The sequence below is a fragment of the Spirabiliibacterium mucosae genome, from assembly GCF_014884965.1.
GTDB classification, from domain to species: domain Bacteria; phylum Pseudomonadota; class Gammaproteobacteria; order Enterobacterales; family Pasteurellaceae; genus Spirabiliibacterium; species Spirabiliibacterium mucosae.
Genome location: NZ_JABTBO010000039.1, coordinates 1 through 12,712, shown reverse-complemented (window position 1 = coordinate 12,712; position 12,712 = coordinate 1). Strand labels below are relative to the sequence as shown.

Here is a 12,712-nt window from a genome sequence, read left to right as displayed (position 1 = left end):
CCTCTCGCCTCAGATCAAGCAGTTTTTTTAACTTTTGATCTTTTCTGACCGCACTTTGCATTGCTGTGCGTCAGTGGGTGCGAATTATAGAGCCTAGCAAAACTTTGGCAAGTGTTTTTCACAAAAATAATTAAGTGCGGTTTTTATCGCCAAAACGGCGAGAAACCGCACTTTATATCAAAGTGAAAGGTGGCGCAGCTGCGTAAAGCCCATTTGCGCTAAGCACGCCCGCAGTGGCTGCTCGTCACCGAGCGGTTGGGTATAATATACACAGTTTTCGGCTGTGCGAGAAGGCGTTTGATCTTTGAGGAGATATTGCACTCGCGCGGCGATAGCTTTGCCAGAATCGATGAAATGCTTGACCTGCGGCAGCGCTTGCGCAAGCTCGTGCTTGAGAAAAGGAAAATGCGTGCAGCCGAGGATCACGGTGTCAAGCTCACTCTCGCCGACCCAATCACGCACCGCACTTTGCACTTGTGCGATCGAAATGAGCTTGCCGTGCAGTTTGTCTTCCGCCAGTTGCACCAGCTCGGTTGTGCCCAGGCGTAACACGTCGCAGTCGAGGGCGAATTGGTCGATCAGCTGCTGGGTGTAAGGCCGCTTGACAGTGCCTTTGGTGGCCAAAAGCCCGATGCGCTTGGTTTGCGAAATTTTGGCCGCGGGCTTGATGGCCGGCACCGTGCCGACGATGTTCACCTCCGGAAAGGCCGCGCGCAAAGCAGGCAGCACCACGGTGCTGGCGGTGTTGCAGGCAATCACGATCAGTGCCAGCGGGTGGCGTTGCATGATGCGTTGGCAAATGGCTAAAGTGCGGTCAATAATCGCCTGCTCGGGCTTTTCAGAATAAGGGAAAAACGCGTTGTCGCTGCAATAGAGGATTTGCCACTGCGGCAGGAGCGCTTGAATTTCGTGGTAAATCGTCAAGCCACCCACGCCAGAGTCAAAAATCAGGATACTGTTGGGCTGTGTCATGTCAAAAATCAAACTCGGGCAGAAAAAGCTCGCTGACCAGCAACGGCTGGCCCGCCAGTGTAAAGCAGGAGCGGCGAGCGTACATGCCATCTATTCTACCCCATTGCAGCGCGCCGCGCACGCCATTGTGCGCAAAGAGGAACTCCCCCAGCGGCGTGCTGTCGAGCGAATGTAGCTGTGGGAACTGTGTTAATGTGGCCTGTGGCACCACTGTGCGCGCTGCCACCCACGGCGTGCCGTCGCCCAGCAGTGTCACCTCGCGCACCCAATAGCGCGGGCTGGGTGGCAAAAGTGCGGTTTCCTGCGCGAACACCGCTGCCCGCCAGCCTTCATGTTCTACCGCAACGCTGAACTGACCGCACTTTTGTTTGAGCATCGCGGTGAGGGAATCCGTTGAGAACAGCCAGTGCTTGAGCGAGGGTGGCAGTGCGCTGCCCTCATGTTGGGCTTGCCAGTGAACGTGCCCGAAGGGGTTAAACATTGCCATAGATTGTTTTGTCATCCAGCCAGCGTTGAATCAGCGGCTGCGCCAAGTGCGGGTAGCGCGCCATCAGCGTTTTGGCATTGTGTTGCACTAAGGGAATGAGCTTGCGATCGCGCATTAAATCCGCGATTTTAAACGCGGCGATGCCTGTTTGTTTGGTGCCGAGCACCTCACCCGGGCCGCGGATTTGCAGGTCTTTTTCGGCGATCACAAAGCCGTCTTGGGTTTCGCGCATCACTTGCAGGCGTTTTTTCGACACCTTGCCCAGCGGCGTTTTGTAAAGCAGCACGCAGTAAGAATCAACACTGCCCCGCCCCACGCGGCCGCGCAGTTGGTGAAGTTGCGACAGCCCCAAGCGCTCAGCATTTTCGATGATCATCAAGCTCGCATTGGGCACGTCCACGCCCACTTCAATCACGGTGGTGGCGACCAACAAATCCAGCTCGCCTTGTTTGAATTGCTGCATAATAGTTTGTTTTTCTTGCGGTTTCATCCGGCCGTGAACAAGGCCAATGCGCAAGTTTGGCAACGCGCGTTGCAAATCCTCCGCCGTGGCTTGCGCTGCTTGCGCCTCCAACACCTCGCTTTCGTCAATCAAGGTGCACACCCAATAGGCTTGGCGGTGGTCGCGCTCGCAGGCGAGGCGAACGCGCTCGACAATCTCATCGCGGCGCTGTTCGCTGACCACAATGGTTTGAATCGGCGTGCGTCCAGGCGGCAGCTCATCGATGATGGAAGTGTCGAGATCGGCGTAGACCGTCATCGCCAGCGTGCGCGGGATGGGCGTTGCCGTCATGATCAGCTGATGCGGGTAGGTGTCGTTTTTCAGCCCCTTTTCCCGCAGCAACAGCCGCTGATGGACGCCAAAGCGGTGTTGCTCGTCGATGATCACCAGCGCTAAATCGGCAAATTCAACTTCATCTTGAAATAAGGCATGAGTGCCGATCACCACCTGCGCCTGACCGCACTTGATGTTTTCCAGCACCTCGCTGCGCGCTTTGCCTTTAACTTTGCCCGCCAGCCAGCCGACGGAAATGCCCAATGGCTCAAACCAGCGGCGGAAGTTTTGCACATGTTGCTCGGCTAAAATTTCGGTCGGCGCCATCAAGGCCACCTGCTTGCCGTTTTCTACCGCTACCAGTGCCGCCAGCGCCGCCACCAGCGTTTTGCCCGAGCCGACATCGCCTTGCACCAAGCGCATCATCGGCTCGTTTTGGGCAAGGTCGTGCAAAATTTCTTGGCTCACGCGCGTTTGTGCGGCGGTAGGCTGAAACGGCAACTGCGCTAAAAAAGGCTGGCTGAGCGTGCCGCTGGCGCAAAGTGCGGTTGCACTGAGTTTGCGCATTTGCGCGCGGCTTTGCAGCATCGCGACATTGTGGGCGAGCAATTCTTCATAAATCAGCCGCTGCTGGGCGGGCAGTTGGCCATCTTCAAGCTGGCTTAACGACAGGCTCGGCGGCGGACGATGCAAGGTGATGAGCGCCTCTTTCAAGCTGATATTATGCGCGTTGAGCTCAGCTGGCAGCAGCTCGTTGACTGGCGTGCTGGCCAGCAACTTGAGTGCTTGGTCGGTGAGCTTGCGCAGGCTCGCTTGGCGCAGCCCGTCGGTGCTGGGGTAAATCGGCGTGAGGGTTTCTTCAAGCTCGAGTGGCTCATCATTGTGGATGATTTGAAATTGCGGGTGGTGCATCTCGGCCATAAAGCGCCCGCGTTTGATTTCACCAAAGGCTTTCACGCGCGCGCCCGCTTGCAGGCTGTTTTTCATGCCCGCGTTGAAATTAAAAAAGCGCAGCATCAGCTTGCTGGTGCCGTCAGAAATCGCGCAAGTGAGCATGGCGCGCCGGCCAAAGGTGACATCGCAGCTTTGCACAATGCCCTCCACCGTGGCGTATGAATCGGGTGTGATATCGCAAAGTGCGGTCACGCGGGTGCGATCTTCATAGCGCATCGGCAGGTGAAAGAGTAAATCTTGCACATTGTGAATGCGCAGTTTGTTCAGCTTTGCCGCCATGGCCGCGCCCACACCCGAAAGTGCGGTCAGCGGCACGGCATCAAGCAATTGACCAGTCATGGCGAGCCTATTCGTTGATGTTGCGCACAATCTCGATCACGCCCGTGACGTTGGCGAGCTTTTTCATCACCGCGTTGAGTTTGTCGACGTTTTGCACCGCAATGATTAAGGTGATGAAATACACGCGCCCTTCTTTTTCTTCGGTGGCGATGCTCTTGATATTGCTGCCGGTGCGGGCGATGGCGTTGGTCAAGCGCGCTAAGATGCCCTGCTGGTTGACCGCCTCAATACGCAGCTCGGCGTCGAACTCCACAGTGTTTTCGCTCTTTTCCCACTCAACGGGGGTGAAGTGTTCAGGCTCGTTTTGCGCCTCGTGCACAATGTTGGCGCAGGATTCGTGGTGCACCACCAAGCCTTTGCCTGGGCTGACAAACGCCACGATCGGATCGCCTGGCACTGGGTGGCAGCATTTAGCGCAGCTGATCAGCAAGCCCTCCGCGCCTTTGATCACCAAGCTTTCGTCTTTGCTGTTATTCGGGATGCCGTCGGTGTCGATTTCAATTTTCTCACCGAGCAAGCGGTGGGCAATCACTGCGCTCATGCGGTTGCCCAGGCCAATTTCCGCCAGCAAATCGTCAAGATTAGCCAAATGCAGCTCGTCGAGCAATGCTTGCAAGCGCTGCTCGTCGATGTCGGATAATTTGTATGGCGAAAGGGAGTGCATCAGCTGGCGTTTGCCGAGCGTGATGGACTCATCGCGGCGGAGGTTCTTCAACGTTTGGCGGATTTTCGAGCGCGCTTTGGCGGTCACCACAAAGTTGAGCCAGCCGGCGCTTGGGCGGGCGTAAGGCGAGGTGAGAATCTCCACCGTTTGGCCGCTTTCCAGCGGTTGTGAAAGCGGGTACGGCACGCGGTCAACCCGCGCACCAAAGCAGGTTTGGCCGATGTCGGAATGCACCGCAAAGGCCAAATCCACGGCGGTGGCGCCCGTTGGTAGCTCAACAATGCGGCCTTTTGGCGTGAACACATAAATCTCGTCGGGGAACATATCGGATTTCACGCTGTCGATGAATTCCTGCGAGTTACCCGCACTTTGTTGCAGTTCAATCAAGCTCTGCAGCCAGCGTTGCGCGCGGATTTGCACGGTGGTGCCTTTGCTCTCCGCGCCTTCTTTATACATCCAGTGCGCAGCCACCCCCATCTCGGCCATTTGGTCCATGTCTTCAGTGCGGATTTGCACCTCCACCGGCACCCCATGCGGGCCGATCATCGAGGTGTGCAGCGATTGATAGCCATTGGCTTTTGGCACCGCGATATAGTCTTTCACCCGTCCTGGGCGCGGTTTATACAGCCCATGCATTTGCCCGAGCACGCGATAGCAGGTGTCAACGCTGTCCACGATGGTGCGAAAGGCGTAGATGTCCATGATCGAGTGAAAGCGCTGCTCTTTTAGGCGCATTTTTTGATAAATGGAATAGAGATGCTTCTCGCGCCCGAACACGCGCGCGTTGATGCCAGCGTCCGTCAAGCGGCCACGGATTTCATCGGCGATGCTTAAAATCATCTCTTTGCGGTTGCCGCGCGCGGCTTGAATCACCTTTTGCAGCACGTGGTAGCGGTTCGGATAGAGCGCCTCAAAGCCGAGATCTTCCAGCTCGTTTTTGATGTGCTCAATCCCCAAACGGTGCGCCAAGGGGGCATAAATTTCCAGCGTTTCACGCGCGATGCGCCGGCGTTTGTCTGGGCGCAGGGCGCCAAGGGTGCGCATATTGTGAGTGCGGTCGGCGAGTTTGATCAACACCACGCGAATGTCTTTGGTCATCGCCAAAATCATTTTGCGGAAGTTTTCAGTTTCCGCCTCTTTGCGGGTGCGAAATTTCAGTTTGTCGAGCTTGGACACGCCTTCAACAATCTCGGCCACACTTTCACCAAAAAGTGCGGTCAGCTGATCTTGCGTAATGGGGGTGTCTTCAATGACATCGTGCAACAAGGCCGCCATCACCGCCTCGTGGTCGAGCTTCATCTCGGCGATGATCGAGGCCACCGCCACCGGGTGGGTGATGTAAGGCTCGCCGCTGGAGCGCGTCACGCCTTCGTGGGCGTCGCGCGCCACAATGTAGGCCTGACGCACCAGCTCAATGTCATCGCTTGGCAGGTAGCCTTGAATAATGCGATTTAAACTTTCAAAAAGATACAATCGGCACCACCTGCAATCAATTAGTCTTCGTTTTCAGTTTCCGCCGACAACAGTGACACCGCTTGCAGCTCCACGGCTTCTTGTTCTAGCTGCTCAAAGCGCTCTTGCTTGTTCATGATGTCGTTGTTGATCAAACCTTCTTCGATCTCACGCAAGGCGATCACGGTTGGCTTGTCGTTTTCAGGCTCCACCAACGGCTCTTTGCCACTGGTTTGCAACTGACGCGCACGGCGCGCGGCGGTGAGGATCAAATCAAAACGATTGCCAATTTTTTCTACTGCATCTTGCACTGTAACACGTGCCATAATGTTCTCCGTTGGGGTCAATATTTTTTAGGATCTTATATCATACTAAAGCTGCTATGATTTCGCTAGCAATTGTGCAATTAAAGCGCCATGATTTTTTTGCTGCGCGGCAAGGGTCAATTTTTCGGCCTGCAAAATCGCCTGCAACTGGCACAATGCTTGCTGGAATTGGTCGTTGACCACCACATAGTCGTATTCGGCATAATGGCTCATCTCGGCAATTGCTTTTTCCATCCGTTTAGCGATCACCTCCTCGCTGTCTTGCCCACGGCGTTGCAGGCGCTGTTCGAGCTCAGCCAGTGACGGCGGCAGGATAAAAATGCTTTTGCACTCAGGCAGCTTTTCACGCACTTGCTGCGCACCTTGCCAGTCGATATCCAAAAACACGTCAATCCCTTGCGCGAGGCTCTCTTCAATCATCGGCTTGGAGGTGCCGTAGTAGTTTTCAAACACCTGCGCATATTCCAAAAAGTGGCCATCGGCAATGTGCTGCTTGAAGCTGCCCACATCACAAAAATAGTAATGCACGCCGTCCACCTCGCCTGGGCGTGGTGCGCGGGTGGTGTGCGAGACCGAAACTTTGGCCTTGCCCTCACCGAGGTTGTTGAGCAGCGCTGCAATCAGCGACGACTTGCCCGCCCCACTGGGCGCGGAGATGATATATAACTGACCGTATTGCATAATCTTTCCTACATTGGTGTAAATCATAGGCATTATGCCGTGAAATGGCAGAAAAATCAGTTAAAATCCGCCCGCTGACCGCACTTTTGCTGTTTTAAAGGGCAAAATCGGCAAGAAATTTTCAAAAATGTGATCTCTATCTGTAACATTTCATTAACACCCCTTGCGGCGATTGGCTGCTTAATATACTTTAAAAGTACAAAAGATCGGCAAACCGCACTTTTTATAAGGAGATTACGATGCAACATTTAGACGCCATGCTTAAAGAGAATCGAATCTTTAAACCCAGTGATGACTTCAGCCAGCAGGCCAACATCGGCAATCTGCAAGACTACCAAGCCCTGTGGGAGTTTGCCGACAAAGACTATTTGCAATATTGGGCCGATCTCGCGCGCGATTTGATCACCTGGAAAAAGCCGTTTATGACCATTTTTGACGACAGCAATGCGCCGTTTTACAAATGGTTCCCCGATGGCAAACTCAACGCCAGCTACAACTGCCTTGACCGCCACCTGCCCGACAAAGGCGACAAAACCGCACTGATTTTTGAATCCGATTTTGGTCAAGTCACCACTTGGACTTATGCCCAGTTGCACAACCGCGTGTGCCGCTTTGCCAATGCGCTGCGCGAGCTCGGCGTGAGCAAGGGCGATCGCGTGGTGATTTATATGCCGATGATTGTCGAAGCCGTGATTGCAATGCAGGCTTGTGCGCGCATTGGCGCCATTCACTCAGTGGTGTTTGGCGGCTTTTCTGCCAGCGCGCTGCGCGATCGCATTGAGGATGCCCAGGCCAAATTGGTCATCACCGCCAACGGCGGGTTGCGCGGCGGCAAAATTATTCCTCTCAAAGACACCGTCGACGAAGCACTCGAGATGGGCTGCGAGAGTGTGCAAAATGTGGTGGTGTATTACCGCTTGAACATCGACAACCACTGGCAAGCCGGGCGCGATTTGTGGTGGCATGAGCTCTCAAAAGGTCAGAAAGATTTCTGTGAGCCGGAGTGGATGGACTCAGAAGATCCGCTATTTATCCTCTACACCTCTGGCTCCACCGGCAAGCCAAAAGGCATTGTGCACTCCACCGCGGGCTATTTGCTTGGGGCGATTAACACCTTCCGCAACGTGTTTGACAACAAGCCCGATGATATCTATTGGTGTAGCGCCGATGTGGGCTGGATCACCGGCCACTCTTATGTCTGTTACGGCCCGCTGGCCAATGGCGCGACCCAAGTGATTTATGAAGGGGTGCCGAGTTACCCAGACCCAGGGCGCATTTGGCGAATGATTCAGCGCCACAAAATCACGGTGTTCTACACCTCGCCGACGCTGATTCGCTCACTCACCCGCGTGGGGGATTGGATCCCGAATAAATACGATCTCTCCTCACTGCGCCTGCTCGGCAGCGTGGGTGAGCCGATTAACCCGGCGGCATGGATGTGGTTTTATCAAGTCATCGGTAAAGAGCGCTGCCCGATTGTCGACACCTGGTGGCAAACAGAAACGGGCTCGATTATGCTCTCGCCACTGCCGGGCATCAACTCGCTCAAGCCAGGCTCGTGTACTTTGCCGCTGCCGGGCATTATGGCGGATGTGGTGGACGACGACGGCACGCCAGTGCGCGATGAAAGCGGCGGCATGCTGGTGATCAAACGCCCATTCCCGTCGATGCTGCGCACCATTTGGAATGATGACAAGCGCTTTAAACAAACCTACTTCCCTGACGCCTTGGGCGGCAAATATTACGTGGCCGGCGACAGCGCCCACCGTGATGAAGACGGTTATTTCTGGATTCTTGGCCGCACGGATGATGTGCTTAACGTCTCGGGCCACCGTTTGGGCACCATGGAGATTGAATCGGCCTTGGTGGCCAACCCGCAAGTCTCCGAGGCGGCGGTGGTGGGCAAACCGTGCGAGTTGAAAGGGGAATCGGTGGTGGCCTTTGTGGTGCTCAACACGCCATTGCCAGACAACGACGACGAGGCCAAAGCCTTGGCCGAAGAGCTCAAAGCGTGGGTGTCGAAAGAAATCGGCAAAATTGCCCGCCCAGAAGATATCCGCTTTGCGGAAAACTTGCCGAAAACTCGCTCAGGCAAAATTATGCGCCGGCTGCTGCGCGCAATTGCCAAAAACGAGGTTATCTCGCAAGATATTTCCACCTTGGAAAACCCGCACATCATCGGCCAGCTGCAACGCCAAGTGTTATAAAACCCAAGTGCGGTCAAAGACAAAGTGCGGTTAAACAAAAAGTGCGGTTTGACCGCACTTTGCTTTTCTGGGCTATTCCCTGTCATCCACCCCGATGAGCAAAAACTCACCGTCTTGGGTGGCAAGGCTGCGAAAGCCAACGTTGACCACCTCGAAAGGGTCCCGCCGTGGGTGGGCGTGGTAGTCAAAACTGTCGTGATGGTGGCCGTGAAAGAGCTTTTGCACGCCCATGTGTTGGGCCAGCTCGTTGATCACCTCAAAGCCAGAGGGGTGCGGCTTGGGCGCTTCGTGGCAGACGAGAATATCCGCCTGTTGGCGCTCAAGGGCCTCAATGTCGGATAAAAAAATCGACGTGCGATGGCGCAGCGGCAGGCCGCCTTGCCAGATTTTTCTTGCGGGCAATATTGGCAATAGTGAATCGGGTCAAAAAAGAGCGGTTTGTTCGGCGGCATCCACACCTGCCCGCGGAACACGCCGCCCAAGCCCGCCACGCGCACGCCTTGAATCTCCACCACTTTGCCGTGCAAATTGCGCTCACGCCAGTGGCTGCCCCACAGCGCCTCAAACGCCGCCACGGTTTTGCTGTCGTGATTGCCGTGGATAAACCACAAATCGCAATACTGTCCTAGCTCATCGAGCACGGCGCAGTCGCTGAGCTGCAAATCACCGAGGATAATCAGCGCCACATCGGGCTGCGCTTTAACAAACGCGAGCAAATGCGCATAGCTGCCGTGTGGGTCCCCTGCAAAAACTAACATCTAGGCCCCTTTCACCTCGTCGTGGTGCAACTGCGGCAAATCTTCATCGTTGAGGATTTTCTCCACAATCGCTTTGGCCGCGTCGTAGCGCTCGAGGTAGCTCGGTGAGGTGATTTCAATATACGGCACTTGGTATTTATCCAGCAGTTTTTTCAGCAGCTCTTGAAAACGCTGGCGGGATTTTTTGTCACCAAGGCTGCGCAGGCCATCGTCAACCCATTTGGTGTTATTCGAGAGCAAAATGGTGATGTCGAACGGATACTCTTTGATCATCGAGTCCAAAAACGGGTGGGCTTTGCCTTCGTATTGAATACAAAACGCCTGCGTGGTGATGAAATCGGTATCCACAATCGCCACTTTGTGAGCGTGGCGCAAGGCGTAATCCACGTAGCGCAAGTGGCCGATGGCCATTAACGGGTAGTCTGAAAATTGCATTGCCTGCTCGTTGCCGCCGAGCTGCTCGAATACATATTCGCGGCCATATTCCCACGCTGAGGTGGTGTTGAACACGGTGGCGAGCTTGTTGACCAGCACACTCTTGCCGCTGCTCTCGCCGCCCAAAATGGCGATGGTTTTGGCAAAAAATGGCCGCACTTCTTTCGGGATAAACTTCCAATAATGAAACGGATGGTTGCGGATTTTGGTGGCCGAGACGTTGAAGAATTTGCGCTCAGGGTCGACAAGATGCACCTGCAAGCCTAAATATTTTTCATACGGTGTTTTGTCTTGCGGCTCGCTGCTGAACACCATAGTTGGGTTGACATTTTTGTCTTTAAACAGCTGCTGCACGCGTTTTGACCACGCCTCCCAGCCGTTTGGGTAGCTTGGCAGGCCGTCTTCCACCAAGTGGTGGATAAAAATGTGTTTTTGTTGATATTTAAAAATTTGCTGCATCCAGCGCAAGCGGTCTTGCGCCGTGGGCATTTTTTTCATTTTGCTGTCGTAAAACAGCTTCAAATCCCGCTCGCTTTCAGTACACACCACTACGTGGATTTCATCAACTTTACTAAACGCCTCAAAAATCATATTGATGTGGCCGGTGTGCACGGGGTAAAACTTGCCGAAAATCACGCCGACTTTTTTGTCCACTTGGGCGGTGATGTTGAGCGCTTTGTGCAGCGCTTGCAGCTTGATGGCACTTGGGTTTTTGATTTTGCCGCTGACCAATTGGTTGAAGTAGGCGCGCGTCACACCAGCTTGTTCACACACTTCGTTGACTTTTAAGTTAAGCTGTTTGCGCTTTTGTTGTAAATAAGCAAATGACATCGCACCCTCCTTAAGGTTTACGGTTAGTGAGTTTCACGCTCGTCAGTATCATTGAACACCGCAGGGGCAGGCTCTGGGGTGCTGTCTTGTTCAGCTTGCGTTTTGCCAAGCAGACGTGAAAGTTCATCCACACGCAGCTCAAGTGCGGTCAGCTTTTCACGGGTGCGCATCAGCACTTGGGTTTGCACCTCAAAATCGTCACGGCTGACCACGTCAAGCTTGGTCAATTGCGCTTGGATCACCTGCTTAATCTTCGCCTCCATGTCTTCACCAAATTCTTTGATGCCCTTTGGCAGCGCGTCGTGAATTTGTTGCGCAATCTGCTCCAATTTTTTTGGATTTAGCATAAATAGTCCCCTTTTTCTCAAATGTTATACACTATGCTCCATTTTACGAAATTGCTACCCTAAAGGGAAATTTTTTATCCGCTGCGCGCGTTTTGGCGTATAATAACGCTGTTCTCAGGGCGGGGTGCAACTCCCCACCGGTGGTAAAGCCCACGAGCGCTCAAGGCAACTTGAGGTCAGCAGATTCGGTGCAACTCCGAAGCCGACAGTGACAGTCTGGATGAAAGAGAACACAGTCTTCTGTGTTGCGCGCACGCCGTGCGCCTATCATCATGCCCTGATTCTAGTAACTTAACATTTAGGATATTACTATGAATCAGTCTCTTCTTTCTCAATTTGGCTCAAGTGCTGAGCGTGTGTTGCACGCCCTTGACGCCTTTCGTCGCGGCCACGGGGTGTTGGTGCTCGACGATGAAGACCGCGAAAACGAGGGGGATTTAATCTTCCCTGCGCAATTTATCACGCCCGAGCAGATGGCGCTGCTGATTCGCCACGGCAGCGGCATTGTCTGCCTGTGTTTGAGCGAGGCGCAATGCCAGCAGTTGGATCTTGCACCAATGGTGGCCAATAATAATTGTGTCAATCACACGGCGTTTACTGTCACCATTGAGGCCGCCCAAGGCGTGACCACAGGGGTGAGCGCGCGTGATCGAGTGACGACAATTAAGGCGGCCATCGCGCCTGATGCCAAGCCGAGCGATCTCAATCGCCCAGGCCATGTGTTTCCGCTGAAAGCGCAAACCGGCGGGGTACTGGTACGCCGTGGGCATACGGAAGCGGCGGTGGATTTGGCGCGTTTGGCAGGGCTTGTGCCTGCTGGGGTGATTTGTGAGATTACCAATGACGACGGTACGATGGCGCGCGCGCCGGAGATTGTGGCCTTTGCTAAGGCGCACGGCTTTGGGGTGTTGACGATCGAGGATTTGGTGACGTTTCGACTCGCCGAGGAGGGCTTGAGCCGTTCGGCGTGAGGTAAAGTGCGGTTTGACCGCACTTTGTGTTTTCTTTCCTTGTTCTCTTTGATGACGCCGTCATCGCTATCGGTTTTCAGTTATGCGTTGGCGCTCGGCGCGCGCGGTCATTACTCCGTTATCACTATCGCTATTCCGCCTGCGGCGGCTTAGGGCTTGTTTGCGCAAGCCCCTAAGAACCCAACGCACCCCTGATGATTTTTCTCCGTCAGCCTGCGCCTAAATTTTCAGGCGAATTTTTAAACTCACTCGCTTGCGCTCGCTCAGACACGAAAAATTCACCAGAAAATTCTTCACGGCTCGGCTGCGAGAAAAACATAAGGGGACCCAAAACCCCATAATCCTGCACGAGGTTTAAAAAGGCAAAGTGCGGTTGAAGCGTGATGAAAAAGTGCGGTTGGCTGTTGGGCGAACCGCTACTTTGGGTTTTTAGTGGGTATAAAAAACCCACCGCGGTGGGTGGGTTTTGAAGATAAATTAACCAATAATTGGTATTAAATTATCTGCGATAAT

10 protein-coding genes, 1 pseudogene and 1 riboswitch are annotated in these 12,712 nt (G+C 54.2%); of the genes and pseudogenes, 2 read left to right on the top strand and 9 right to left on the bottom strand.

Going from position 1 to position 12,712, the window contains the following annotated elements; genetic code table 11:
* Positions 1 to 177 precede the first annotated feature (177 nt).
* Genes murI through gmk form a run of 6 tightly spaced genes read right to left on the bottom strand, consistent with a single transcriptional unit; the run spans position 178 to position 6,650 of the window.
* Positions 178 to 972, bottom strand: coding sequence for a glutamate racemase (gene murI, locus HPC37_RS10405; protein WP_208123049.1), 795 nt, complete (start codon positions 970 to 972; stop codon positions 178 to 180).
* A gap of 1 nt (position 973) precedes the next feature.
* Positions 974 to 1,474, bottom strand: coding sequence for a chorismate--pyruvate lyase family protein (locus HPC37_RS10400; protein ID WP_208123048.1), 501 nt, complete (start codon positions 1,472 to 1,474; stop codon positions 974 to 976).
* On the bottom strand, positions 1,446 to 3,527 hold the full coding sequence (recG, locus tag HPC37_RS10395) for an ATP-dependent DNA helicase RecG (RefSeq protein WP_208123047.1): 2,082 nt from the start codon (positions 3,525 to 3,527) through the stop codon (positions 1,446 to 1,448). Before recG ends, HPC37_RS10400 begins: the two co-directional genes overlap by 29 nt.
* A gap of 7 nt (positions 3,528 to 3,534) precedes the next feature.
* On the bottom strand, positions 3,535 to 5,664 hold the full coding sequence (spoT, locus tag HPC37_RS10390) for a bifunctional GTP diphosphokinase/guanosine-3',5'-bis pyrophosphate 3'-pyrophosphohydrolase (protein ID WP_208123046.1): 2,130 nt from the start codon (positions 5,662 to 5,664) through the stop codon (positions 3,535 to 3,537).
* A gap of 20 nt (positions 5,665 to 5,684) precedes the next feature.
* Entirely contained in the window at positions 5,685 to 5,969 is a 285-nt protein-coding gene (gene rpoZ / locus HPC37_RS10385) for a DNA-directed RNA polymerase subunit omega (protein ID WP_208123045.1), read from the bottom strand.
* 54 nt (positions 5,970 to 6,023) lie between these two features.
* Entirely contained in the window at positions 6,024 to 6,650 is a 627-nt protein-coding gene (gene gmk / locus HPC37_RS10380; protein WP_208123044.1) for a guanylate kinase, read from the bottom strand.
* Between the two features lie 239 nt (positions 6,651 to 6,889).
* Here gmk and acs point away from each other — a divergent pair, with 239 nt between their 5' ends.
* On the top strand, positions 6,890 to 8,857 hold the full coding sequence (acs, locus tag HPC37_RS10375; RefSeq protein ID WP_208123043.1) for an acetate--CoA ligase: 1,968 nt from the start codon (positions 6,890 to 6,892) through the stop codon (positions 8,855 to 8,857).
* Positions 8,858 to 8,929: 72 nt separating this feature from the next.
* On the opposite strand, the pseudogene HPC37_RS10370 reads toward acs, so the two are convergent.
* From HPC37_RS10370 to ubiK, 3 genes and pseudogenes are all read right to left on the bottom strand, one after another.
* Positions 8,930 to 9,615 (bottom strand): annotated as a pseudogene (locus HPC37_RS10370) (metallophosphoesterase family protein).
* Positions 9,616 to 10,881 (bottom strand): multifunctional transcriptional regulator/nicotinamide-nucleotide adenylyltransferase/ribosylnicotinamide kinase NadR, encoded by a 1,266-nt coding sequence (gene nadR, locus HPC37_RS10365; RefSeq protein WP_208123042.1) that lies wholly within the window; start codon positions 10,879 to 10,881, stop codon positions 9,616 to 9,618.
* A 23-nt stretch (positions 10,882 to 10,904) separates the two neighbouring features.
* The gene (gene ubiK / locus HPC37_RS10360) at positions 10,905 to 11,228 is read right to left on the bottom strand and encodes a ubiquinone biosynthesis accessory factor UbiK (protein WP_208123041.1); all 324 of its coding nucleotides are present in this window, start codon (positions 11,226 to 11,228) and stop codon (positions 10,905 to 10,907) included.
* A 106-nt stretch (positions 11,229 to 11,334) separates the two neighbouring features.
* Positions 11,335 to 11,464: riboswitch (FMN riboswitch) on the top strand.
* Between the two features lie 75 nt (positions 11,465 to 11,539).
* Here ubiK and ribB point away from each other — a divergent pair.
* Positions 11,540 to 12,199: a 3,4-dihydroxy-2-butanone-4-phosphate synthase gene (gene ribB / locus HPC37_RS10355; RefSeq protein ID WP_208123040.1), complete on the top strand. Its 660-nt coding sequence runs from the start codon at positions 11,540 to 11,542 to the stop codon at positions 12,197 to 12,199.
* Positions 12,200 to 12,712 lie beyond the last annotated feature (513 nt).

What these genes read in the sequence shown, in the direction of transcription:
- murI (WP_208123049.1), bottom strand. Translation starts at nt 972, where the DNA reads ATGACACAGCCCAACAGTATCCTGATTTTTGACTCTGGCGTGGGTGGC.
- HPC37_RS10400 (WP_208123048.1), bottom strand. Translation starts at nt 1,474, where the DNA reads ATGACAAAACAATCTATGGCAATGTTTAACCCCTTCGGGCACGTTCAC.
- recG (WP_208123047.1), bottom strand. Translation starts at nt 3,527, where the DNA reads ATGACTGGTCAATTGCTTGATGCCGTGCCGCTGACCGCACTTTCGGGT.
- rpoZ (WP_208123045.1), bottom strand. Translation starts at nt 5,969, where the DNA reads ATGGCACGTGTTACAGTGCAAGATGCAGTAGAAAAAATTGGCAATCGT.
- gmk (WP_208123044.1), bottom strand. Translation starts at nt 6,650, where the DNA reads ATGCAATACGGTCAGTTATATATCATCTCCGCGCCCAGTGGGGCGGGC.
- acs (WP_208123043.1), top strand. Translation starts at nt 6,890, where the DNA reads ATGCAACATTTAGACGCCATGCTTAAAGAGAATCGAATCTTTAAACCC.
- nadR (WP_208123042.1), bottom strand. Translation starts at nt 10,881, where the DNA reads ATGTCATTTGCTTATTTACAACAAAAGCGCAAACAGCTTAACTTAAAA.
- ubiK (WP_208123041.1), bottom strand. Translation starts at nt 11,228, where the DNA reads ATGCTAAATCCAAAAAAATTGGAGCAGATTGCGCAACAAATTCACGAC.
- ribB (WP_208123040.1), top strand. Translation starts at nt 11,540, where the DNA reads ATGAATCAGTCTCTTCTTTCTCAATTTGGCTCAAGTGCTGAGCGTGTG.